The 20,992-nt window shown below is 29.5% G+C and carries 28 protein-coding genes; 17 read left to right on the top strand and 11 right to left on the bottom strand.

The features are described from left to right. Window positions 1–5: 5 nt before the first annotated feature. From ACIJYC_RS04535 to ACIJYC_RS04515, 5 genes are all read left to right on the top strand, one after another. The gene (locus tag ACIJYC_RS04535; RefSeq protein WP_435164881.1) at window positions 6–512 is read left to right on the top strand and encodes a pentapeptide repeat-containing protein; all 507 of its coding nucleotides are present in this window, start codon (window positions 6–8) and stop codon (window positions 510–512) included. Between the two features lie 2 nt (window positions 513–514). Beyond that, a complete protein-coding gene (locus tag ACIJYC_RS04530; protein WP_435164878.1) occupies window positions 515–808 on the top strand; it encodes a hypothetical protein in 294 nt (97 codons plus the stop codon). A gap of 199 nt (window positions 809–1,007) precedes the next feature. Beyond that, the gene (locus ACIJYC_RS04525) at window positions 1,008–2,450 is read left to right on the top strand and encodes a sodium:solute symporter family transporter (protein ID WP_435164876.1); all 1,443 of its coding nucleotides are present in this window, start codon (window positions 1,008–1,010) and stop codon (window positions 2,448–2,450) included. A gap of 103 nt (window positions 2,451–2,553) precedes the next feature. Beyond that, the gene (locus ACIJYC_RS04520; protein ID WP_435164873.1) at window positions 2,554–3,489 is read left to right on the top strand and encodes an ABC transporter ATP-binding protein; all 936 of its coding nucleotides are present in this window, start codon (window positions 2,554–2,556) and stop codon (window positions 3,487–3,489) included. Further along, a complete protein-coding gene (locus ACIJYC_RS04515; protein WP_435087461.1) occupies window positions 3,479–4,246 on the top strand; it encodes an ABC transporter permease in 768 nt (255 codons plus the stop codon). Before ACIJYC_RS04520 ends, ACIJYC_RS04515 begins: the two co-directional genes overlap by 11 nt. On the opposite strand, the gene ACIJYC_RS04510 is transcribed toward ACIJYC_RS04515, so the two are convergent. From ACIJYC_RS04510 to ACIJYC_RS04500, 3 genes are all read right to left on the bottom strand, one after another. Then, window positions 4,243–5,382 (bottom strand): glycine cleavage T C-terminal barrel domain-containing protein, encoded by a 1,140-nt coding sequence (locus ACIJYC_RS04510; protein WP_435164869.1) that lies wholly within the window; start codon window positions 5,380–5,382, stop codon window positions 4,243–4,245. The two genes, ACIJYC_RS04515 and ACIJYC_RS04510, sit on opposite strands and share 4 nt — an antisense overlap. Before the next feature lie 90 nt (window positions 5,383–5,472). After that, on the bottom strand, window positions 5,473–6,747 hold the full coding sequence (gene aceA, locus ACIJYC_RS04505) for an isocitrate lyase (protein ID WP_435164866.1): 1,275 nt from the start codon (window positions 6,745–6,747) through the stop codon (window positions 5,473–5,475). A gap of 56 nt (window positions 6,748–6,803) precedes the next feature. Continuing rightward, on the bottom strand, window positions 6,804–6,965 hold the full coding sequence (locus ACIJYC_RS04500) for a hypothetical protein (RefSeq protein WP_435164863.1): 162 nt from the start codon (window positions 6,963–6,965) through the stop codon (window positions 6,804–6,806). Between the two features lie 111 nt (window positions 6,966–7,076). Between ACIJYC_RS04500 and ACIJYC_RS04495 the strand changes: the two genes are divergently transcribed. The 5 genes from ACIJYC_RS04495 to ACIJYC_RS04475 all read left to right on the top strand — a co-directional run bounded on the left by ACIJYC_RS04495 (window position 7,077) and on the right by ACIJYC_RS04475 (window position 10,886). Beyond that, window positions 7,077–8,510 (top strand): helix-turn-helix domain-containing protein, encoded by a 1,434-nt coding sequence (locus ACIJYC_RS04495; RefSeq protein WP_435164860.1) that lies wholly within the window; start codon window positions 7,077–7,079, stop codon window positions 8,508–8,510. Window positions 8,511–8,683: 173 nt separating this feature from the next. Further along, window positions 8,684–8,953: a GNAT family N-acetyltransferase gene (locus tag ACIJYC_RS04490; RefSeq protein WP_435164857.1), complete on the top strand. Its 270-nt coding sequence runs from the start codon at window positions 8,684–8,686 to the stop codon at window positions 8,951–8,953. Beyond that, window positions 8,944–9,699, top strand: a complete 756-nt coding sequence (locus ACIJYC_RS04485; protein ID WP_435164854.1) for a sulfite exporter TauE/SafE family protein — start codon at window positions 8,944–8,946, stop codon at window positions 9,697–9,699. Before ACIJYC_RS04490 ends, ACIJYC_RS04485 begins: the two co-directional genes overlap by 10 nt. A gap of 49 nt (window positions 9,700–9,748) precedes the next feature. Further along, window positions 9,749–10,315: a hypothetical protein gene (locus tag ACIJYC_RS04480; protein WP_435164851.1), complete on the top strand. Its 567-nt coding sequence runs from the start codon at window positions 9,749–9,751 to the stop codon at window positions 10,313–10,315. A 4-nt stretch (window positions 10,316–10,319) separates the two neighbouring features. After that, window positions 10,320–10,886: an SOUL family heme-binding protein gene (locus tag ACIJYC_RS04475; protein ID WP_435164848.1), complete on the top strand. Its 567-nt coding sequence runs from the start codon at window positions 10,320–10,322 to the stop codon at window positions 10,884–10,886. Window positions 10,887–11,173: 287 nt separating this feature from the next. On the opposite strand, the gene ACIJYC_RS04470 is transcribed toward ACIJYC_RS04475, so the two are convergent. Continuing rightward, window positions 11,174–12,031 (bottom strand): NAD(P)-dependent oxidoreductase, encoded by an 858-nt coding sequence (locus ACIJYC_RS04470; RefSeq protein ID WP_435164845.1) that lies wholly within the window; start codon window positions 12,029–12,031, stop codon window positions 11,174–11,176. 44 nt (window positions 12,032–12,075) lie between these two features. Between ACIJYC_RS04470 and ACIJYC_RS04465 the strand changes: the two genes are divergently transcribed. After that, window positions 12,076–12,255 carry a hypothetical protein gene (locus tag ACIJYC_RS04465; protein WP_435164842.1) on the top strand — a complete coding sequence of 60 codons (180 nt, stop codon included), beginning with the start codon at window positions 12,076–12,078 and terminating at the stop codon, window positions 12,253–12,255. A gap of 2 nt (window positions 12,256–12,257) precedes the next feature. Here ACIJYC_RS04465 and ACIJYC_RS04460 read toward each other — a convergent pair whose 3' ends face one another. Further along, window positions 12,258–13,361 (bottom strand): TauD/TfdA family dioxygenase, encoded by a 1,104-nt coding sequence (locus tag ACIJYC_RS04460; protein WP_435164839.1) that lies wholly within the window; start codon window positions 13,359–13,361, stop codon window positions 12,258–12,260. A gap of 66 nt (window positions 13,362–13,427) precedes the next feature. Between ACIJYC_RS04460 and ACIJYC_RS04455 the strand changes: the two genes are divergently transcribed. From ACIJYC_RS04455 to ACIJYC_RS04435, 5 genes are all read left to right on the top strand, one after another. Beyond that, window positions 13,428–14,234 (top strand): inositol monophosphatase family protein, encoded by an 807-nt coding sequence (locus tag ACIJYC_RS04455; RefSeq protein WP_435164836.1) that lies wholly within the window; start codon window positions 13,428–13,430, stop codon window positions 14,232–14,234. Further along, window positions 14,231–14,794, top strand: a complete 564-nt coding sequence (locus ACIJYC_RS04450) for a DUF924 family protein (protein WP_435164833.1) — start codon at window positions 14,231–14,233, stop codon at window positions 14,792–14,794. Before ACIJYC_RS04455 ends, ACIJYC_RS04450 begins: the two co-directional genes overlap by 4 nt. A 2-nt stretch (window positions 14,795–14,796) precedes the next feature. Continuing rightward, entirely contained in the window at window positions 14,797–15,144 is a 348-nt protein-coding gene (locus tag ACIJYC_RS04445) for a DUF952 domain-containing protein (protein ID WP_435164830.1), read from the top strand. Between the two features lie 317 nt (window positions 15,145–15,461). Next, entirely contained in the window at window positions 15,462–17,012 is a 1,551-nt protein-coding gene (locus tag ACIJYC_RS04440) for an aldehyde dehydrogenase family protein (RefSeq protein WP_435168101.1), read from the top strand. Between the two features lie 46 nt (window positions 17,013–17,058). Further along, on the top strand, window positions 17,059–17,409 hold the full coding sequence (locus ACIJYC_RS04435; RefSeq protein WP_435168098.1) for a DUF779 domain-containing protein: 351 nt from the start codon (window positions 17,059–17,061) through the stop codon (window positions 17,407–17,409). On the opposite strand, the gene ACIJYC_RS04430 is transcribed toward ACIJYC_RS04435, so the two are convergent. The 4 genes from ACIJYC_RS04430 to ACIJYC_RS04415 are packed head-to-tail and all read right to left on the bottom strand — an operon-like array spanning window position 17,402 to window position 18,750. Then, on the bottom strand, window positions 17,402–17,737 hold the full coding sequence (locus tag ACIJYC_RS04430; RefSeq protein WP_435164827.1) for a DMT family transporter: 336 nt from the start codon (window positions 17,735–17,737) through the stop codon (window positions 17,402–17,404). The genes ACIJYC_RS04435 and ACIJYC_RS04430 overlap by 8 nt on opposite strands. A 3-nt stretch (window positions 17,738–17,740) precedes the next feature. After that, window positions 17,741–18,073 (bottom strand): DMT family transporter, encoded by a 333-nt coding sequence (locus ACIJYC_RS04425; protein WP_435164825.1) that lies wholly within the window; start codon window positions 18,071–18,073, stop codon window positions 17,741–17,743. A 38-nt stretch (window positions 18,074–18,111) separates the two neighbouring features. Beyond that, on the bottom strand, window positions 18,112–18,432 hold the full coding sequence (locus tag ACIJYC_RS04420; protein WP_435164822.1) for a nuclear transport factor 2 family protein: 321 nt from the start codon (window positions 18,430–18,432) through the stop codon (window positions 18,112–18,114). Window positions 18,433–18,456: 24 nt separating this feature from the next. Then, window positions 18,457–18,750 carry a hypothetical protein gene (locus ACIJYC_RS04415; protein WP_435164819.1) on the bottom strand — a complete coding sequence of 98 codons (294 nt, stop codon included), beginning with the start codon at window positions 18,748–18,750 and terminating at the stop codon, window positions 18,457–18,459. Window positions 18,751–18,931: 181 nt separating this feature from the next. Between ACIJYC_RS04415 and ACIJYC_RS04410 the strand changes: the two genes are divergently transcribed. After that, window positions 18,932–19,345 carry a hypothetical protein gene (locus tag ACIJYC_RS04410; RefSeq protein WP_435090892.1) on the top strand — a complete coding sequence of 138 codons (414 nt, stop codon included), beginning with the start codon at window positions 18,932–18,934 and terminating at the stop codon, window positions 19,343–19,345. On the opposite strand, the gene ACIJYC_RS04405 is transcribed toward ACIJYC_RS04410, so the two are convergent. Together ACIJYC_RS04405 and epsC are read right to left on the bottom strand one after the other, a co-directional pair. After that, window positions 19,342–20,343: a cysteine synthase A gene (locus ACIJYC_RS04405; protein WP_435164816.1), complete on the bottom strand. Its 1,002-nt coding sequence runs from the start codon at window positions 20,341–20,343 to the stop codon at window positions 19,342–19,344. The two genes, ACIJYC_RS04410 and ACIJYC_RS04405, sit on opposite strands and share 4 nt — an antisense overlap. After that, a complete protein-coding gene (gene epsC, locus ACIJYC_RS04400; RefSeq protein ID WP_435164813.1) occupies window positions 20,343–20,921 on the bottom strand; it encodes a serine O-acetyltransferase EpsC in 579 nt (192 codons plus the stop codon). Before epsC ends, ACIJYC_RS04405 begins: the two co-directional genes overlap by 1 nt. Between the last annotated feature and the right edge of the window lie 71 nt (window positions 20,922–20,992).

Here is a 20,992-nt window from a genome sequence, read left to right as displayed (position 1 = left end):
TAATCATGAAAAAAGTTCTTTTAATCTTAATAAGCTTACTTTTTTTTACAAATAGTAATGCAGCGTGTGACGATCCTTTGACAGAAGGAGTTGATTATTCAAACTGTAGATTTTCAGATGCGCAAGATTTACAAGGGAGCTATCTTCCAAATTCAAATCTTTCATTTGCAAGTTTTATCCAAGTAAATTTTGATAAAAGCATAATGATGAATTCAAATTTATCATTTGGAACTTTTCCAGAGTCTACTTTTGTTAGAGCGAACCTTTACGAAACTATTTCTATAGGTGCAAATTTTGAAAAGACTAATTTTACGGGCTCTAACCTAACAAGAGTTGACTTCATGGGAGCTACTTTAATTGAAGCAAACTTTCAAAACGCAAATTTAATGGAAGCTAATTTTACCTCTTCTAATATTACAAATGCTAATTTTGATGGTGCTAATTTAATTGGAGCAACATGGACCAGTGGTGAAACTTGTGGTCCAACATCTATTGGCTCATGTAACAAGTAGGAATGACTACTGCTATTAAAACAGATGATGTAATTTTTAATTTTTTCAAACAAATATGTGATGAAAAAGATGACCAAAAATGTGTTGAACTTGGTAATGAGTGGATAAAAGCAATGGAGACAAATTTATCAAGTATGGAGGAAAATCTTAATGGTGCCGACAAATTAAAACATCAAGATGATATTAAAAGTAATCGTGATCATTTAAACAATCTTAAAACCAAAAGCTCTTCTGAGTGGCGAGAATATGCAACTCAATGTATGATTGAGATAATGAATCACAAAAGCCAACAATAATGAGCAATCAAGAAAAAGTTTTTATTATTATTTGTTGTTCTTTAATCATTTATACTTTGTACTATTTAATCGAGAAACATCTTTTTTAAATAAAACTATCAATTACTATTAAAATATAATAATAATTCTTTAAAGGGGTGTCTTAACAGACTGAGATTAAACCCTAAGAACCTGTCCGGTAATTCAGAAAGGGAGAACAATGGATAAAACATACTTTATAAGTCAATCAACATCGTTATCATTAGTTATTGTTATAAGCTTAATATTTACAGTGTTAGGTCTTTATCATTCTAAAAAATTCAAAGGTATAAATAATTATCTCACAGCAAATAGAGATGTGGGATTATTTTCATTAACAACAAGTTTGGTTGCATCAGCATTAGGTGCTTGGATTTTATTTGGCCCAGCTGCAGCAGCAACATGGGGTGGAATAGGTGCCGTAATAGGCTATGCGTTAGGTACTGCTTTTCCAATGTTTTTTTTAATTTTTTTAGGAAAAAAAATCAGAACTGAATTTCCAAAAGGATCTTCACTCATAGAATTTATGAGAAAGAAATTTGGAAAAAGCTTGTTTAAACTAATCTTGTTAATGACCATATTCTATATGTTTATATTTTTGTGTGCTGAGGTTACAGCAGTAGCAGTGCTAATAAACTATATATCAGGAGCACAACTTTGGATTACAGCATTAATTGTGCTTTTAGCAACACTAACTTATACGTTATATGGTGGTTTAAGAGCATCAATTTTTACTGATAATATTCAAATGATTGTAATTAGTATACTTTTATTAGTTTCAATCTCTTATATTTTATCTAACACGGGAAACACTTTTTCATTTGATTTTATAGAAACAAAGAATCCACAATTATTAAGTAGTTCTTATGTTCCAAGTTATACTGCTGGTTTAACTTTTTTTATTGCAGTAGCAGCAACAAACTTGTTTCATCAAGGAAATTGGCAAAGAGTTTATGCTGCAAAAAACTATCAAACTCTTAAGCAAAGCTTATTAATTTCTTTTTTTATAATTATACCAATAGTTTTTTTTATGGGATTTACTGGAATGGTGTCTTTTTCTATAGACCCCAGTCAAAGACCTGATTTAGGATTTTTTACATTACTATTAAAAGAGCAAACTCAAACTCTATCATTGCTAATAGTTACACTTGGATTAGCATTAACAATTTCAACTGTTGACACTTTGGTTAATGCAATTTCAAGTTTATTTGTAGTGGATGGAAAAGCGACATTTGATCTAAATAAAAAAACTGATTATTTAAAGTTATCTAAATATTTTATTATATTATTATCTTTAATTTCATTCTTTATTGCCTCAAAAGGTTTTGATATTTTATATTTATTTTTATTAGCAGATTTATTTTGTTGTGCATTTGTCTACACAGTTTTCTTTAGTTTTTATAACAAAGATATTAATGAAAGAACTGCTTATATTTCAATAGTTATTGGTTTAATTGGTGGATTTTTATTATTTCCCTTTCCTGACTTTTCCAAAAGTTTACTTGTAGGAGTATTGGTGTCTAAAGAATTATTTTCTCCATTTATTTTGCAATCATTATTATTTTTATCTTTTATCGTAGCGACTTTTCTTCCAGCAATAATTCTTAAGATAAAAAGAAATTAATTAAAAAATCAAATTAAGAGACCATTTTTAATGGTCTCTTATGGCTGTTACCTTTAAGTTATTGAAATTCAGAAAATAACCTCTATATAACTAACAAATCCGAATGTCTGACAACCAAATATCTATAAACAATCTTTCAAAAATTTATAACAATGGTTTTAATGCACTTAAAAGCATTAATCTTAATATTAAAAAAGGTGAAATTTTTGCTATGCTTGGCCCAAATGGAGCGGGCAAAACTACTTTAATTAGTATAATTTGTGGCATTGTAAAACCATCATCTGGAATAGTTACTGTTGATGATTTTGATATCATTAAAGATTATAGAGAAACAAGATCTAGAATTGGCTTGGTTCCACAAGAGTTAACTTTAGAACAGTTTGAAACAGTATTTAACAATGTTTCTTATTCAAGGGGCTTATATGGAAAAGAGCCTGATCCAAAACACATAGAAAAAATTTTAAGACAACTAAGTCTTTGGGATAAAAAAGATCAAAGATTAAGACAATTATCAGGAGGAATGAAGCGAAGAGTTTTGATTGCCAAAGCTTTATCTCATCAACCCTCAATTTTATTTTTAGATGAACCCACTGCTGGTGTGGATGTAGAGTTAAGACAAGACATGTGGAAAATTGTTGAAGAGTTAAGAGCTACAGGAGTTACAATTATTTTAACCACACATTATATTGAAGAAGCAGAAGCTATAGCAGACAGAGTGGGTGTTATTAACCAAGGTGAAATAATAGTTGTTGAAGAAACTAAAGAATTATTAAAAAAAATGGGACATAAAAAATTAACTGTAGATCTTCAAGATGAAATTTCTAAAATTCCAGATAGTTTAGATAAATATAATTTAGTCTTGGGTCTTAATAAGATGTCAATTGATTACACTTACAATGTTCAAGCAGAACAAACTGGAATTACAAATTTATTACAGGATATAAAAGATGCCGGGCTAAAATTAAAAGATTTAAAAACTGAACAAAGTACTTTAGAGAAAATATTTGTTAGTTTAGTAAAGGAAAATAATGAAATTTAATTACTCAGCCTTTAAAGCAATTTATCTTCATGAGATGGATAGATTTAGAAGAACCTTGATGCAATCATTGCTTTCACCAGTTTTATCAACCTCTCTTTATTTTATTGTATTTGGATCTGTCATAGGCGGATATGTTGAAAAAATTGATGGAATTAGTTATGGATCATACATAGTTCCGGGGTTACTAATGCTAACATTATTAACTCAATCAATAACTAATACTTCTTTTGGAATATTTTTTCCTAAATTTAATGGAACTATTTATGAAATTTTAGCAGCACCAATTTCAACATTAGAAATCGTGTTAGCTTTTGTGGGGGCTGGAGCTACCAAAACATTAGTTGTTGGAGTAGTGATTTTTATTACTGCTAATTTTTTTGTTGAAGTAGATGTTAAATATCCACTGTTAGTTATTTTTTTACTAATGCTCGTTGCTTTCACATTTGCATTGTTTGGTTTTTTAATAGGATTAATGAGCTCGAATTTTGAGCAAATGTCTATCATCCCAACATTATTTATTACACCAATGGTATTTTTGGGAGGAAGTCTTTATTCACTAGATATGTTGCCACCTTTTTGGCAAACAGTTACATACTTTAATCCAGTAGTTTATTTAATTAATGGATTAAGATTTGCTTTTTATGGAGTATCTGATTTTAATATCTGGATTAGTATCAGTTCAATGGTAGTTTTCTTATTCATCTGCATTGGGGTAGTGACTGTATTATTGAAAAAAGGATATAATATTAAATCTTAATTACTCGCGATCTTTTTTTTAGGATCATAAAAAGGTTTTTCAACTACAGTGCAGCCAAATGTACCTTCGTTTGTAGATACTTTAAATTTATTTCCTAATTCAGATTGCTCAACTGAGACCATAGCTAGAGCTATATTTTTTTTTAGTCTTGGTGAATAAACTGCAGATGTAATTTTACCAATTTCCATATTATCTTTTGAAATTTTCCAGAAGGTAGTATTTGGTCCTTTTAAAGGTTCACAATCGATTTCGATACCCACTTGTTTTCTCGTAATACCTTTTTGCTTAATTTTTTGTAAAGCATTTTTACCTACAAAGTTTATATCACTATCTAAACTTATTAGGCGATCCAATCCTAGCTCAAAAGGGTTTGTGTTGATATCTGCATCAGCATGATATGATAGCATTCCACCTTCAATTCTTCTGATAGAGGATGTGTGACCTGGCTGCAAACCATGATTTTTTCCAGCTTGCATTATTTTTTCGTATAATTGATTTCCTTTTGAACCATCTCTTAAATATATTTCATAACCAAGTTCACTTGACCAGCCAGTTCTTGAAACAATTAAAGGAATTCCATCTAAATCGTATTCTCTTAACCAGTAATATTTTAAATCTTTAATATTTTCTCCAAAAAGTTTAACCATTATTTCACCAGAAGTAGGGCCTTGTAATTGCAATGGAGAAACATCTGGTTCTTTAATTTGTACATTTAAGCCTGAATTAACAGCCACACCTTGCGCCCATAACAAAACATCACTGTCAGCTAATGATAACCAAAAATGGTTTTCAGCTAATCTTAGTAAAACTGGATCATTTAAAATACCACCTTCATTATTTATAATTAAAACATATTTGCATTGACCAATAGCAAGCTTTGATAAATCTCTAGGTGTCAATAATTGTGTAAATCTGTATGCATCAGGACCAGTAATCTCAACCTGTCTTTCAACAGCCACATCACAAAGAATAGCTTTTTCAATTAAGTTCCAGAAATTTTGCTCAGGACTGCCAAAATCCCTTGGAATATACATATGATTATAAACTGAAAATCCTGTAGCACCCCATTTGACAGTGGAGTCAAAATAAGGAGACTTTCTAATTTGTGTGCCAAAACCAAAATTTTTATTACTCATTTTTGATAATTAACAGTCTAATTCTAATTTTTAAAGAAAAAATAGCCCAGTTAAGGGCTATTAAAAAAACTAAAGGGAATCTATTTTTGTTTAAAATTGTTCAGATTCAGTTGAACCTGCCATTGCAGTTGTTGAACTCTTTCCACTACTAATAGTGTTTGATACTGCATCAAAATATGAAGTACCAACTTCTCTTTGATGTTTCACACTTGTGTAGCCATCTTTTTCTCTAGAAAATTCTTGTTGTTGTATTCTAGAATAAGCAGTCATACCTTCTGCTTTATATTTTTCTGCAAGTTCAAATATAGCTATGTTTTGAGTATGAAATCCAGCTAATGTGATAAATTGAAATTTATAACCCATCTTAGCAATCTCTTGTTGGAATGAAGCTATCTCATCATCGCTTAAATGTTTTTTCCAATTAAATGAAGGTGAACAGTTATATGCTAACAATTTACCTGGAAATTTTTCATGTATTGCATCTGCAAATTTTTTAGCCTCAGCAAGATTTGGTGTTGCTGTTTCACACCAAATTAAATCAGCATAAGGTGCATAAGCAAGTCCTCTCGAAATAGCTTGATCAATTCCATCTTTTACATAGAAGAAACCCTCAGGAGATCTCTCACCTGTTAAAAATGGTTTATCATTTTCATCAAAATCATTTGTAATTAATTTTGCAGCATTAGCATCTGTTCTAGCCAAAATAATCAAAGGTACTTCTGCTATATCTGCAGCAAGTCTTGCTGATTTTAAATTTTTAACCATAGTTGCAGTTGGAACTAAAACTTTACCACCCATGTGACCACACTTCTTTTCACTAGCCAACTGATCTTCAAAGTGAACACCTGCTGCACCAGCTCTTATAAATTTTTTAGTTAATTCAAATACATTCAATGGTCCTCCAAATCCTGCTTCACCATCTGCTATAATAGGTAGCATATAATCAACAGAATCTTCTTTCTTCATATCACCATCGTTTAATTCCATGTGTTGGATTTGATCAGCCCTTATTAAAGAATTATTCATAGTTTCAACTAATTTTGGGGCGCTATCATAAGGATATAAAGATTGATCAGGGTACATTTCACCTGCAGTATTCGCATCAGCAGCTACTTGCCACCCACTAAGATAAATTGCTTTCAATCCTGCTTTTGCATGTTGTACTGCCTGGTTACCAGATAATGATCCAAGCGTATTTACATAAGCTTCTGAATTTAATAAATTCCACAGTTTTTGTGATTGATTTTTACACATTGAATACTCAATTTTTATTGAGCCTCTAAGACGCTCAACTTCACCATCAGTATAATCACGTTTAATTCCAGCAAATCTTTTTAGATCGTATGAGATATTCTCTGCACTCATTATTTATTGTCCTATGATGTTAGTAGTTTTAAGAAAATTGAATTAGTTAGAAAGGATTAGTTATTATCGTCTAAAGACTTAATAAGGTCACTCATTCCACTAGAACCCCAATCACAATGATCATCTCTCATGTAGATACCTCTACTGTTATGTTGATCAAAATCCTCTTTTTTTATGATTTGAGCTTCATTTTCGTTACTATTTAATTTTTTATTCATGTAGATCTTATAATTTACAAGATTTACAATTGCTATAAAATTCGCAAAAATGCTTGTAAACTAAAGAAAAAAATTGTAAAAATAAATTTACAAAATTTACAAATAGTAAATATGAGTCAAATAGATTTAAAAATAGGGCCAAAAATCAAAGCTTTTAGAAGACAATTAGGTCTCCAGGCAAACAAATTAGCGGAAGATTTAAGCATATCGCCGAGTTATTTAAATTTAATTGAAAGTGGAAAAAGAAAAATAGATGGTGACTTGCTATTAAATGTCTGTGAAAAATTAAATATTGAGTTATCTGATTTAACATCAAAGACAGATCTCAACTTGCAAAATACAATTTCTGAAATTTTAGATGATAGTTTATTTGAAGACTTAGATATTTTGGGACCTGAAGTTAAAGATTTAGTTAGTACTAATCCTAAAATCGGCAAAGCAATTGTAAGATTAGGTGATATATTAAAAAAAAAAGATCATGAACTAATTGATAAAATTGAAAAAATATCTGGAAAAATAGTTGATAATAGAAAAAATTCATTCCCAGGTGAAGTTATTTCAGACTTTCTTCAACAAAATAGAAATTATTTTCCTAAGTTAGAAGAGTTTGCAAATAAAGTTTTTGAAAAAATTCAAAAAAATAATCGAACAAGATATATTGCTTTATGTGAATATTTAAAATCTGAATATTCAATTAAAGTTGTAGATATAATACCAGAAGAAAATAAACCTTTTTCAAAAATTTATAATAAAAATAAAAGAGAACTTTTATTAAGTGATTATAGCTCATTAGAGACAAAAAAATTACATGCAGCAGCACAAATTGCCCAAGAAGGAGCGAGTAAAGAAATTGATAAATATTTATCAACGTTTAGTTTTCCATCTGAAGAATCTAAAAAATTAACTAAAGTAGCTTTGTTGAATTATTGTGGTGCAGCAATATTAATGCCTTATAAATTATTTCACACAGAGTGTAAGAAACTTAAATATGATTTAGAGTTATTGCAGAATACATTTGCCACATCATTTGAGCAAGTTACTCATAGGGTAACATGCTTACAAGATCCAAAACTTCCAGGAATTCCATTTCACTTTTTAAGAGTTGATATGGCTGGGAATATTTCAAAAAGATTTTCTTTATCAGGTATTGATATACCTAGATACGGTGGGGCATGTCCAAGATGGAATGTTTATTCTGCATTAACTAGACCAGGTGTTATTCAAGCTGCTGTAAGTAAAATGACTAATGGTGAAAAATATGTCTGTATTGCAAGAACAGTTGAAAAAGGTATAGGAAGATTTGGACAAGCAAAAAGTATATTATCAATAGGTCTTGGTTGTGAAGCTAAATATGCAAAAGATTTTGTATATACAGAAAATGTAAATATTAATGATAAATCAACAGAAATTCCCATAGGTGTTTCTTGTAGAACTTGTGACCGTCTAGATTGTTCTCAAAGAGCATTCCCACCATTACATAAAAAATTTGATGTAGATTTAAACTCAAGAGGAGTTTCTGTTTATGTTAATGACAACAATTCTTAAAAAATGATCAAATATATATTGCCAGCTATTATTATCTTTTTTATTGTTCTTTTTTGGGAAAAAATTACTAAATATGTTGAAAAAAGATTTAATATTAAGTTGAACTATGTAGCTGTAAGTTCAATTATAGTTACAATTGCTATTATTCTTTTACTTCTTAATTATTAATAGTCATGATTAATATTGATAATTCCAATTACGAACTTGTTGAATCTGATGAAGTTTTTACTTTTAAAAATGAAAATACAACACTAGGATTTGTTCGTTTTAATGACAAGGGAGAGGTAGAATATATATTTGTTAATCCCTTTTTTAGAAAACAAGGCTTGGCAAAAAAATTACTTAACCTTGTTAAAGAGAAAACAGGTAAAAAGATCACACTTCAAGAACCAATTAGTCCCTTGGGTCACAAATTATTAAATTCTGTAAATAAATGGAAATAAATTTATTATTTTTTTTTACAATTGTTCCAGCAATTGTATTATATGGAATAGCTAAGTCTGGTTTAGGTGGATCTATATCACTAATTTCAGTTCCTTTAATGACATTGGTGATGCCTTTGAGTCAAGCATTAGCAATTATACTACCAATTTTAATATTTTCAGACATGATTGCAGTATATAGGTTTAGAAAAGAATTTGATTTCAGTACTCTTAAATTAATAATTCCGTTTGCAGGAATTGGAATCTTAATAGGATCATTAACATTTTCATATCTTTCAGAAGACATACTAAAATTTATGGTTGGTGTAATGGGTTTTGTTTTTACAGTTCATTATTTTTTATTAAAAAAAAATAAAGAAGAAAAGTCTAAAAAAAATCTTTTTAAAGGTGGAATATGTTCAGCTATTGCTGGGTTTACAAGTTTTTGTGTGCATGCAGGTGGCACACCTACAAGCATTTATTTATTACCATTAAGATTAAAAAAAGAAATTTATGTTGGAACTAGAGTTATTTTTTTTACTTTTGTTAATTTAATTAAACTTCCATTTTATATCCATTTATCAATGATGAACCTTCAAACCTTCAAACAATCAATTATTCTGATACCACTAGCTATTGTTGGAATATATATTGGATATAGAATTCTTAAAATAATAGATGAAAAGTTATTTTATAATATAATTTATGTACTTATCTTATTTTCTAGTTCTAAATTAATCTATGATTATCTTACTAATTATGTGTGACAATTTCTTAAATATTAGAAATTTACCGATTAAGTACTATTAATTTTTAATGAATAAAATTTTAAACAAAAAATTTAAACCAAGAATTAAAGCACGAATTAGAAAAAATAAACAAATATTAAATCAAAATATAAATAGTTTTTTTGCTTGGGTAAAAGGAGCTAAACTTGTTGAACTTAAAGAATGTAATACCGAAGAAGATCCAGTGAGACCTGAACTAGATAATGACTTTAGAACTGGGTATGGTAGAAAAATATATGGAGTTGAGTACAAAGGTGAAATTCATGCTGTTATGTGTTTTGCTTATACAAATATAATTCCAAAAAGTGTCGATGAGTTAGAAAGATTAAGTACTGATGCTTTTTTACAAAGTGCTATGAGAGATCAAAACGGTGGTCAAATTGCTATTGCTTACACGGTCTGGTCTAAGAAAAAGGGTGGTGGTAAATTAATAGTTAAAGAAGTATTTAAAAAAATTAAAAAATCAAATCATCTAAATAGATTGGTTACACTTTCCCCATTAACTGAAATGGCAACTAATTTTCACAAAAAAAATGGTGCTAAATTGGTACAAATAAATCAAAATACTCAAAACTTTGAGTACAAAGTAATATAAATATATGAAATTTCTAAAACTGAATACTCTTATATTTTGCACTTTAGTCTTTTTACCTTATTCTTTGCTAATGGCTTATGAAGAACCCAATTATAAAGTTATTCAAAAAAATGAAATTTATGAAATTAGAAAATATTCTGATCGATTGGCAGTTGAAACTATAGATTCTGGCACCGAGAATAATTTTAGAAAACTGTTCAATTATATATCTGGAAGAAATGAAGATAATGAGAAGATAAAAATGACCACACCCGTTACACAATTTGAAAAAAATGGAAACATGAGTATGCAATTTTATTTACCTTCTAAATTTAATTCTAAAAATGCACCTAAACCAACAAAAGAAAATGTAAGTATTGTAAATATTGAAGGGGGTTATTATGCTGTTATTAGATATTCTGGAAGAGCTAGTGATAAAAACTTTATTAAACATAGAGATATTCTTTTAAAAGAATTAGAAAAAAATAACATTATGACTTCAAGCCCTCCTATAAGAGCCACTTATGATAGTCCTTTTACCCTTCCAATGAACAGAAGAAATGAGGCAATGTTTAAAATAGTTTATAAATAAGATTCAATTATATTAAGGGTTCGCTCTTTAAGATAAGTCCTAAAGAGCTCCCTTATTCAGCCTCTTTGGCTTTTAAATCCAATTGGATTTTTTTAGTTTGTTTTATGGATTGTTTCTTCAGCTAAGTATCAGGTGGTGTAAATTTTAACATAATAACCTCCTTGATATAAAGATAATTATTAATAAACTTATTTCAATTCATTTATTAACTTTAAATGTAAATATACTTCTTGAATACAACCTACCGCTTTAGTAGATTCCCGGTAACTTAATTAATCCTTCTTAAATTATTTTTTATCAATTAATTCACTAATAAAATTTTCACCATAACCATCATCTACAGCTTTTTGAAAATAATTTTTATTATCTTCTGCAATTTTTTCAGCTTCTGGAAAATCTTTTAATAGATCTTGAATGTAAGTTAAATCTTTTACAGAATTAGTTGCTGTAAATTTAAATCCCTTTAAATCTCCCTCTAGTAAAGCATCAAAAACTCTAATAAGCGCAGCTGAATTTCCAGAGCCAAGTTTCGCTACATCAAATAATTTTTTTAAATCTAAATCAAATTTTTTAGCTGCTTTTGCCATATGATTTATCAAAGCAGCATTCCCTAATGTTAAAAAATTGTTTAAAAGCTTTGATTTTGCACCCATTCCAATAGGTCCGAAATGAAAATAATTCTTACAAAAAAGTTTTAATGTTGGTTCTGCTAATTTAAAGTTATTATCTGTTGCCCCAACAATACCACCCAAGACACCTTCTTCTGCTTGAACAGGGCCACCCATTACAGGACACTCAATATAATTAATATTATTAGATTGATAAATTTTTTCAGTTTCAATTGATCCTGTTTTATTGTGAGTTGTAATATCAATGATTAAAGTTTTTTTATCTAAAATATTAGCTAGCTTTAAAGCTATTTCTTTTGCAATAGGAGTGTTAGTTACACATTTAACCAAAACGTTTAGTTGTTTTTGTTTAAATTCTTCTAAGGTACTTACTTCTATTGCGCCTTTGCTTACAATTTTTTCAATTGGTTTTCTATTTTTATTAGCAATTACAAATAAGCTATTGCCTTTATCTAAAATATTTTTAGCTATTCCATAGCCCATGTAACCTACACCGATAAAACCAACATTGCTCATATTATGAAGTTTACATGATAATTGAATATGTATAAAGTTTATTTATGAAATACTTATGTGCGTTAAGAGATTTATTAATAAGTCTTGTTGCATCAACTATTATTATCTATGCAATAAATATTATTGCTGGTTTTGCTGGTGCTGACTATGTGTTTAGTCATGGAGAAACTTTTATTATTTGGATTTTGATGGCAATACTAGTTAATAATTGCCTGAAGAGATAAAACTATAAATTAAATTTTCTTTTTAAGTGCCTTAATTTTCCTTCGGTACTATCGTAGTCAATATAACATCCTTGTAAAAATCTATTTCCTTCCTTAACTTCGTAGGAAGTTCTTCCATGAAGCAATCTATAATTATCCATCATCATTAAATCTTTTGGAGCAAGCTTAAACTCTATTCTATATTTTTCTGAGTTATACATTTCAGATAATCTTTTACGAGCTTTATAATATAGATCTAATTTTTGTTTATCTAACATTGGCACATAGTCTAATCTTGGACTAAATCTAACTTGTTTAAAATTTTTATCATCATCAAGTTTGATCAATTCTGACCAATCTTCTAAAACCACATCTTTATCAATGAATTTAAATCTTACTTTGACTTCAGATAAAATTTTATAAAATTCTAGATTTTCTTTTTTTAAATCCTCTGTCACAGTAAAACCATCTACTAATGTAGACAAACCACCTGTTACTTCACTTTCAATACAATGAAGTAATTGAATACATGGAACAGGATTACGGTAAGGATTATCAGTATGAGGTGAAAGCCCTAAAGATGTGTATGCTAAATCATTTGGATTAGGTTTGGATTTAACATCAAAAAATTCACCAAAGTTTGTTCTTCTGACACTTCCTATTGAATTTGCAAATTTTACAATAAAATTGTTGTCTGTTGGAATATTTTTAATGATTACAAATCCATACTTGTAAAAAGAAACAAGTAAATCATACATTTCTTTGCTATCAAAAAAATTATCTTGGTATTCAAAATTTTTTATATTTTCTAAAGTCGAATTCCATTTTATTTTAGGGATAGATTTTATTACCGTATCTTCGTTAGAAAACTCTAAAGCAAGTTTATCAATATTTAATTTAGATTTAACGCCATCGTTAAAGTTAATTTCTAAGAATTTTTCATTTATACTGGCGGTATTTATTAATATTTCGCTACTTAAGGTTGTTGGATCAAATAGTCGTTGTTGCGTACCTTTGTCTAAAAATTCTTCACCATCAACTCTTTCTCTTAACCAAAAAGGATGTATTTCTTTTTTGATTAAACCACTATTGAAGTAAACTTTATTTTCATTAAGTTCAATTTTCATAACTAAAATCAAGAATTATTTAAATTTTAACTTTATTCAATATAAATATAATAGTAAGAGATTGATATGGATCAATTTAATTCAAAATACTACCAAATTTATGCAAATTTTTTAAACAAGTTAGCAAAAGATCTAACTAAGTTTTATTATAAGAAGTTAGATAAACCTTTTAAGATATCTAATAAGCTAAAAGGTAAAGGATACGATCCAGTAACAACTTCTGATAAAGCATTTGAAAAATTTATAAGATCTAAAATTTCTAAAAAATTTCCAACTCATCAAATTATAGGAGAAGAGTACGGTCATAAAAATACTAAAAGTAAATTTTCATGGGTAATTGACCCAATTGATGGAACGAGGTCATATGTTGTGGGAAATCCAAGTTGGAGCAATCTAATTTCTCTTAACTACAATGGGGAGCCTTTTTTGGGATTAGCTAATTTTCCAAAAATGAAAAAATATTATTTAAATACAAGTAAAAATTCAGCTTATGTTTTTGAAAACAATAAAAAAAGAAAACTTAAAGTAAACACTAGAGTAAATTTTGCAAATGCAAAATTAGCTGCTGCATTTCATAATACTTTATCTTTAAAGCAACAATCAAAAATTAGTAAATTTATTAAACGTATGCAATTTCCGTGTTTTGATGCACTCACGTACTGCCAACTAGCCGAAGGTAGACTTGAATTAGTTGCACAATGCGCAAATAAGATTTGGGATATTCATCCTATTATGCCAATAGTAAGAGCTAGCGGAGCAATAGTAACAACTTGGGATAATAAGAATCCTGTATTAGGTGGAAATATTATTGTTTCTAATAATATTACTAATCATAAAAAAGTTTTAAAATTATTGAAACCTGTTTCAAAATGATACCTGAAAAAGCTCAAGAAATTTTAGATTTTTGGTTTAAAGAAACTCCATCTGAAAAGAGATTTAATAAAGACGAAGTGTTTGATAAAACTATAAGAGATAAGTTTTTAAATGATTATGAACTTGCAAGTCAAAATGAGTACGATGATTGGCAAGACCAACCAATGAGTGCTTTAGCACTAGTTATTCTTTTTGATCAATTTTCAAGAAATATGTTTAGAGATGATAAGAAAGCTTTTGCACAAGATCATAAAACAAGATTAATTGTTAATGACGCGGTTTACGCAGGTTATCTCGAGTCTATGAACGAAAGTGAAAGATTTTTTATGATTTTACCACTTATTCATAGTGAAGAAATAACAGATCATGATATGGCTTATTATTTACTTAACAAATATCTAAAAGAACATGAGGGATATGTTCAAATTAAAAAATTTTGGAAAGACCATACTAAAGCTATAAGACAATTTCATAGATATCCTCATAGGAATAAGATTCTGGGAAGAGAGTCTACCGAAGAAGAATTAGCCTTTTTAAATGGTCCAAACTCATCTTGGTAGCTGTGAATTTAAAATATATTTTTAAAATAATTGATGTCAAAGAATGGCAAAAAGTTAAACAATCAGAGACTTATTTAGGATCTTCTAAAGATATAGAGGATGGTTATATCCATTTTTCAGGGGAAGATCAGGTCAAAGGAACTCTTGAAAAATATTACTCAAAACAAGAAAATCTAATTTTACTGAAGGTTGAAACATTAAAATTAGATCATTTAATTTGGGAGCAAGCATCAGATGGCAATATGTTTCCTCATTTATACTCTTCATTAGATTTGTCTAATGTTGTGGATGAATTTGAAATTAATCTAACTGATAATGGCATTCACGAATTGCCAAATAATTTTAATTAGTTAAATCTGTTAATAGTGTTCACTTAAAATAAGACACATCATACAGTGTTTAGTTCAATCATAAATTGTAAAAAATATTTATTAAAATAGACATCAGCTTTGATTAGTAGTTAAATTTCCCCATGGCTATTAAAAGAAAAAAAGTAGCAAAAATAAAGACTAAGAAAAAAAAGACTAAATTAGCCAAAGTATCTAGAAAAAAATCAAAAACTAAGAAGAAAGTTGCTACAAAAAGAGTAGCGACAAAGAAACCATCCAAGGTTTCCAAAAAAAATAATAAGCTTAAAAATAAAAAAAGTAGAGAGAGAGGAAAAAAAATGAGTACTGAAACCATCAAAGCTGGGAAATCTCCTTTATTGGATACATCTCATCTAAAAGTAAAATTTCCTTATAAAGAAAAATATGGAAACTATATTGGGGGAAAATTTGTTGAACCTAAATCAGGTAAATATTTTGACAATGTAAGCCCAATAAATAATGAAGTCATATGTGCAGTTCCAAGATCAGATGCAAGTGATGTTGAGGCTGCTTTAGATGCAGCTCATGCAGCTTTTCCAACATGGGGTGTTACATCAATTACTGAAAGATCAAATATGCTGCTTAAGATAGCAGATGTTATTGAGAAGAACCTGGAACTTTTAGCTACAGCAGAATGTCTAGACAATGGAAAGCCTATAAGAGAATGTATGGCCGCTGATTTACCATTAGTTGTTGATCATTGGAGATATTTTGCAGGCGTGATTAGAGCTGAAGAAGGTTCTGTATCAGAGATAAGTAATAGTGAATATTCTTATCATATTCCTGAACCATTAGGGGTTGTTGGTCAAATTATACCTTGGAATTTTCCATTGTTAATGGCTACTTGGAAGCTTGCACCAGCATTGGCTGCAGGAAACTGTGTAGTTTTAAAACCAGCAGAACAAACACCAGCATCAATTTTATTACTGATGGAACTAATTGGAGATTTATTACCTCCAGGAGTTGTTAACGTAGTAAGTGGTTATGGTTTAGAGGCAGGAAAACCTTTAGCATCATCTAAGAGAATTAGAAAGATTGCATTTACAGGTGAGACAACAACTGGACGTTTAATTATGCAATATGCATCTCAAAACTTAATTCCAATAACTTTAGAATTAGGTGGAAAATCACCAAACATTTTCTTTGAAGATGTCATGGATCATGATGATGACTTCTTTGATAAATGTATGGAAGGTTTTGCAATGTTTACTCTTAACCAAGGTGAGGTTTGTACTTGTCCTAGTAGAGTGTTAGTTCAAGAGTCTATTTATGATAAGTTTATGGAAAAGGCTGTTGCTAGAACAAAAGCTGTTACACAAGACAATCCTCTTAAAATGGAAACAATGATAGGAGCTCAAGTATCCTTAGAACAAATGGAAAAAATAAAATCTTACTTAGACCTAGGTAAGAAAGAAGGTGCCAAAGTTCTTTGTGGTGGTGAGGTTGCTAACTTAAATAGTGGTTTGGAAAAAGGAAACTATATCCAACCAACTATCTTTGAAGGTGATAACTCTATGAGAGTTTTCCAAGAAGAAATTTTTGGACCTGTAGTTTCAGTTACTAAATTTAAAGATGAAGCACATGCATTAGAAATTGCTAATGATACACTTTATGGTTTAGGAGCTGGAGTTTGGACTAGAAATGGTAATGTTGCTTATAGAATGGGAAGAGGAATCCAAGCAGGAAGAGTTTGGACAAATTGTTACCATGCTTATCCAGCGCATGCTGCTTTTGGTGGTTATAAACAATCTGGAATTGGAAGAGAAACCCACAAAATGATGCTTAATCATTACAGACAGGTGAAAAATTTACACGTGTCTTACAGTGAAAAAAAATTAGGCTTCTTTTAATAGATAAATTATAATGGCCCGTATTAAATCACGGGCCATATTAAATATGAAAGTTTCAGCAACACCTACTGCACTTGAGTTAATTGAAGACTTAAAAAAAACTCATGGTAAAGATTTATTATTCCATCAATCTGGTGGATGTTGTGATGGAAGTGCACCCATGTGTTATCCAGTGAAAGAATTTTTAGTAAGTGACGACGATGTGTTAGTTGGAAAAATTGGTGATATTCCTTTTTATATAAGTGAGACACAACATGAGGCCTGGAAAAATACTGATCTTATAATTGATTGTATTGAAGGTATGGGCGGAATGTTTTCACTTGATAATGGTACTGGAAGAAGATTTTTAACAAGATCTGAAATATGTGCACCTAATAATAATACTAAAACTAATTAAGTTTTCCCAAGTAGTTAACCATTACAACACCAATTACAATTAAGGTAATTCCAACAATTCCATATAGATTTGGAATTTGATTATATTTAATCATGGCGAATGCTACAACACCCACTACTGTTAATCCGCTATAAGTTGAATAAGCGAACCCAACTGGAAGTGCATGCATAGCTTTTGCAATGCAGAATAAGCAAATCATCATAAGTAGATACATGTAAATTATTGGCAAAGTTTTTGTGAAACCCTCAGATATTTTTGCAAAACTATTAGCAGCTATCCCAGCAAAAATACCAACAGCTAAAAACAAATAACCAAATAAAGGTTTCATACTTTAATTATTACCTAATAAGTTAACCATTAGAACGCCAGTAATAATAAAAGCTAAACCTATTATTGAATAAAGATTTGGTATTTGATCAAATCTAAATATTCCAACAATTACAGTTGCAATGATTGTTAAACCCGCAAAGGATGCATAAGTTATACCCATTGGAATATTTTTCATCACCATTGAAAGTGCATACATGCAAGCAACGATAGTTATTGCTGTGATAACACTTGGAAAGAGAAGGGTAAAACCTTCTGCACTTTTTGCAAAACTATTTGATGTTACTCCTAGGATAACAGCTAAAATTAGGATGATGTATGAAGTAGCGAGACTCATTTAATAACTTTAAATGAAATCTCGCGAAATATATATAATTATTTAGGTATTTTTGTTGCTCCTGTTTCAAGAGAAATCATTTTTCCATCTTGATACTTGAAGACAGCCATTACAGCTTCTGTATTTCCATCATTAAATGATACAAATGAATGCTCAACACCAATTTCATCATTTTCAAAAATCACTCTTATTTTATCTCTTTTAATGTCACCACTCATTGCCCACTTGATTACATCTGCTTTTCCTAAAACATTACCTGATGCATGCATGGTAAACTTATAATCATCATGTAAAATTTCATTCATTGCAGTCTCATCTTTTGCTTCCATAGCAGCATTATATTTTGCTAATATTGACATATTTATCTTTCTTTCTTTTATTTATTAACCAGAATGGTTCATTACTGAATCATCAGACATCATAGTCATTTTTGATTGATCTATAATTACACCAGCGTCAATTCTTGCTTTAATTATTTCTTCGTCTCCACTAAATCCTTTCATTCCTTCCATTGACTCAAAATGTACAATTACTGTCATTGTATTATCATCTTCTTTATCTGAGCCCGCAAAAGCAATTGTCATTCCATATTTTTTTAATTTATCTCCATTTGCAAGGATCATTTCTTTCCATAAGTTAAATCCCTTAGATAGTTTTTGTTCTATTTTTACATACATTTTTATTCTCCTTTCATTATTAATTTTTTATTATCCCAAAAAATTAAATGCATAACATTATAAAAATATCGAAGAAAAAGGCTTAGTACTTATAAAATTTAGTTATTTTACAACTTATCTTAGAATTGATTTCTTACATTTAAAAATTAACAATAACAATTTTTTTTGATAAAAATTAACTATGATTGAAAAATTTAATGGAATTTTTTACTTAATCCTTTTCATAATTCATTTTTTAGGTTTTGGAATTTATGCTTATCAAATGATAATTAATAATAAAAATTTTAGAGCTAAATTTGAAATGGATGAAACAGCAACACCTATAATGCGAATGATAGGTGCTACTTTTCTAGGAGCATTATTGATGGCTCTTTATATAATGTTTGTCAGACCTAATGGTGTTGAAGGTACTTGGGCATTCTTTAATTTAATTTTTGTACAAAATGTATGTATCTTAATTGTAAACACTTATTCGATAAAAATTGACAAAACAGGAATTAGAAATGACTCGAACGAAGGTGTTATAGCACCACTAGTATTTACTATTTTGAGTGCAGTTCTAATATATGGGTTGTCAGATAAAATTTATATCTAAAGCCAATTAGGGAAGGGTAAACCTTTTTCTTCAAGGAATTTTTTATTAAACATCTTAGTTGAGTATTTATCACTTCTATCACAAAGAATTGTAACAATCGTTTTTCCTGGTCCTAATTCTTTACCTAATCTAATTGCACCAGCGATATTAATTCCACAGCTTGTGCCAAGGCTTAACCCTTCATTTTGAATTAGGTCGTATAGAATTGGTAGTGCTTCATGGTCATCGATTGAATAAGCATCATCTATTTTAGCATTCTCAAAGTTTTTAGTTACTCTACTTGAACCAATTCCCTCAGTAATGGACCCACCTTCTGATTTTAACTCACCATTCTTTATATAATTATAAAGAGCAGAACCTTTAGGATCTGATAAATAAATTTTTATATCTTTATTTTTTTCTTTAAGAGCATTACTTACACCAGAAATAGTTCCACCGGTTCCAGACGAGCAAACAAATCCATCAACCTTACCATCTGTTTGATCCCAAATTTCTGGTCCAGTTCCCTCATAATGACCTTTTGCATTTGCCGTGTTATCAAATTGATTAGCCCATATAACACCGTTATTATTTGATGGTCTTAATTCATCAGCTAGTCTTGCTGCAATTTTTACAAAGTTATTTTCATCTTTGTAAGGCTTTGGTGCTACCAATCTAAGTTCTGCACCTAGGTTTTTTAATAAATCTTTTTTTTCTTGAGTTTGATTATCGTTCATTACAATAATAGTTTTGTACCCTAAGGAGTTTCCTAAAAGACCCAAACCAATTCCAGTATTACCTGCTGTTCCTTCAACAACAGTCCCACCTTTTGAAATGAATTTTTTTTCTTGAGCATCTTTTATTAAAGCTAATGCAGCTCTATCTTTAACTGATCCACCTGGATTTAAAAATTCAGCTTTACCATAAATATTGCATCCAGTTATTTCTGATGCAGCTCTTAATTTAATTAAAGGAGTATTTCCAATCCCTGAAATAAAATCATTTTGAATGTTGCTCATTAGTCTGATTTTGTATCACTATCTGGAGTAATACCATAAGGTTTGAATTCGCTATCAGCGATACCAACATTCTTTGCTGGTATACCAACCATAACAGCTTTTTCTGGAACATCTCTTGTAATCACTGCGTTAGCACCAATTTTTGCACATCTTCCAACTTTGACAGGACCTAACACTTGTGCACCTGATCCAATAACTACATCATCTTCGATTGTTGGGTGTCTTTTAATATTTCGCTGACCATTTGAGTTTATACTTGGTGCAATCCCTCCAAGTGTAACCATATGATAGATAGTTACATTCTCACCAATTTCAGAAGTTTCTCCAATCACAACTCCCATACCATGATCAATAAATAAATTTTTTCCAATTTTAGCTTTAGGGTGAATCTCAATACCAGTTAAGAATCTTGAAAACTGAGAAATCATTCTTGCAATTATTTCAAATTTAGCGGTACTAAAAAAATTTGCTAGTCTATGAAAGAAGACTGCTTTAACTCCAGGATAAGTTAAAATTAAACTTAACTTAGATTTTGCAGCTGGATCTCGATCAATTATAGATTGTAAAAAATTTCCCATGTTTTTTTGCTAGATTGACTTAATTGTGATCTTTATATAGTGATTATATTTCGTAATTAAAGAGGAGATTT

The sequence above is a fragment of the Candidatus Pelagibacter bacterium nBUS_28 genome (genome assembly GCF_051200915.1).
Lineage (GTDB): Bacteria > Pseudomonadota > Alphaproteobacteria > Pelagibacterales > Pelagibacteraceae > Pelagibacter.
Note: the sequence above shows the minus strand (reverse complement) of the source record. Positions and strands in the feature narration are given on the sequence as shown.

What these genes read in the sequence shown, in the direction of transcription:
- aceA (WP_435164866.1), bottom strand. Translation starts at nt 6,747, where the DNA reads ATGAGTGCAGAGAATATCTCATACGATCTAAAAAGATTTGCTGGAATT.
- ACIJYC_RS04420 (WP_435164822.1), bottom strand. Translation starts at nt 18,432, where the DNA reads ATGTCAATATTAGCAAAATATAATGCTGCTATGGAAGCAAAAGATGAG.
- ACIJYC_RS04535 (WP_435164881.1), top strand. Translation starts at nt 6, where the DNA reads ATGAAAAAAGTTCTTTTAATCTTAATAAGCTTACTTTTTTTTACAAAT.
- ACIJYC_RS04465 (WP_435164842.1), top strand. Translation starts at nt 12,076, where the DNA reads ATGAAATACTTATGTGCGTTAAGAGATTTATTAATAAGTCTTGTTGCA.
- ACIJYC_RS04410 (WP_435090892.1), top strand. Translation starts at nt 18,932, where the DNA reads ATGATTGAAAAATTTAATGGAATTTTTTACTTAATCCTTTTCATAATT.
- ACIJYC_RS04450 (WP_435164833.1), top strand. Translation starts at nt 14,231, where the DNA reads ATGATACCTGAAAAAGCTCAAGAAATTTTAGATTTTTGGTTTAAAGAA.
- ACIJYC_RS04405 (WP_435164816.1), bottom strand. Translation starts at nt 20,343, where the DNA reads ATGAGCAACATTCAAAATGATTTTATTTCAGGGATTGGAAATACTCCT.
- ACIJYC_RS04520 (WP_435164873.1), top strand. Translation starts at nt 2,554, where the DNA reads ATGTCTGACAACCAAATATCTATAAACAATCTTTCAAAAATTTATAAC.
- ACIJYC_RS04430 (WP_435164827.1), bottom strand. Translation starts at nt 17,737, where the DNA reads ATGAAACCTTTATTTGGTTATTTGTTTTTAGCTGTTGGTATTTTTGCT.
- ACIJYC_RS04435 (WP_435168098.1), top strand. Translation starts at nt 17,059, where the DNA reads ATGAAAGTTTCAGCAACACCTACTGCACTTGAGTTAATTGAAGACTTA.
- ACIJYC_RS04480 (WP_435164851.1), top strand. Translation starts at nt 9,749, where the DNA reads ATGAATAAAATTTTAAACAAAAAATTTAAACCAAGAATTAAAGCACGA.
- ACIJYC_RS04455 (WP_435164836.1), top strand. Translation starts at nt 13,428, where the DNA reads ATGGATCAATTTAATTCAAAATACTACCAAATTTATGCAAATTTTTTA.
- ACIJYC_RS04440 (WP_435168101.1), top strand. Translation starts at nt 15,462, where the DNA reads ATGAGTACTGAAACCATCAAAGCTGGGAAATCTCCTTTATTGGATACA.
- ACIJYC_RS04495 (WP_435164860.1), top strand. Translation starts at nt 7,077, where the DNA reads ATGAGTCAAATAGATTTAAAAATAGGGCCAAAAATCAAAGCTTTTAGA.
- ACIJYC_RS04470 (WP_435164845.1), bottom strand. Translation starts at nt 12,031, where the DNA reads ATGAGCAATGTTGGTTTTATCGGTGTAGGTTACATGGGCTATGGAATA.
- ACIJYC_RS04510 (WP_435164869.1), bottom strand. Translation starts at nt 5,382, where the DNA reads ATGAGTAATAAAAATTTTGGTTTTGGCACACAAATTAGAAAGTCTCCT.
- ACIJYC_RS04500 (WP_435164863.1), bottom strand. Translation starts at nt 6,965, where the DNA reads ATGAATAAAAAATTAAATAGTAACGAAAATGAAGCTCAAATCATAAAA.
- ACIJYC_RS04485 (WP_435164854.1), top strand. Translation starts at nt 8,944, where the DNA reads ATGGAAATAAATTTATTATTTTTTTTTACAATTGTTCCAGCAATTGTA.
- ACIJYC_RS04525 (WP_435164876.1), top strand. Translation starts at nt 1,008, where the DNA reads ATGGATAAAACATACTTTATAAGTCAATCAACATCGTTATCATTAGTT.
- ACIJYC_RS04490 (WP_435164857.1), top strand. Translation starts at nt 8,684, where the DNA reads ATGATTAATATTGATAATTCCAATTACGAACTTGTTGAATCTGATGAA.
- ACIJYC_RS04460 (WP_435164839.1), bottom strand. Translation starts at nt 13,361, where the DNA reads ATGAAAATTGAACTTAATGAAAATAAAGTTTACTTCAATAGTGGTTTA.
- ACIJYC_RS04530 (WP_435164878.1), top strand. Translation starts at nt 515, where the DNA reads ATGACTACTGCTATTAAAACAGATGATGTAATTTTTAATTTTTTCAAA.
- ACIJYC_RS04415 (WP_435164819.1), bottom strand. Translation starts at nt 18,750, where the DNA reads ATGTATGTAAAAATAGAACAAAAACTATCTAAGGGATTTAACTTATGG.
- ACIJYC_RS04425 (WP_435164825.1), bottom strand. Translation starts at nt 18,073, where the DNA reads ATGAGTCTCGCTACTTCATACATCATCCTAATTTTAGCTGTTATCCTA.
- ACIJYC_RS04515 (WP_435087461.1), top strand. Translation starts at nt 3,479, where the DNA reads ATGAAATTTAATTACTCAGCCTTTAAAGCAATTTATCTTCATGAGATG.
- epsC (WP_435164813.1), bottom strand. Translation starts at nt 20,921, where the DNA reads ATGGGAAATTTTTTACAATCTATAATTGATCGAGATCCAGCTGCAAAA.
- ACIJYC_RS04475 (WP_435164848.1), top strand. Translation starts at nt 10,320, where the DNA reads ATGAAATTTCTAAAACTGAATACTCTTATATTTTGCACTTTAGTCTTT.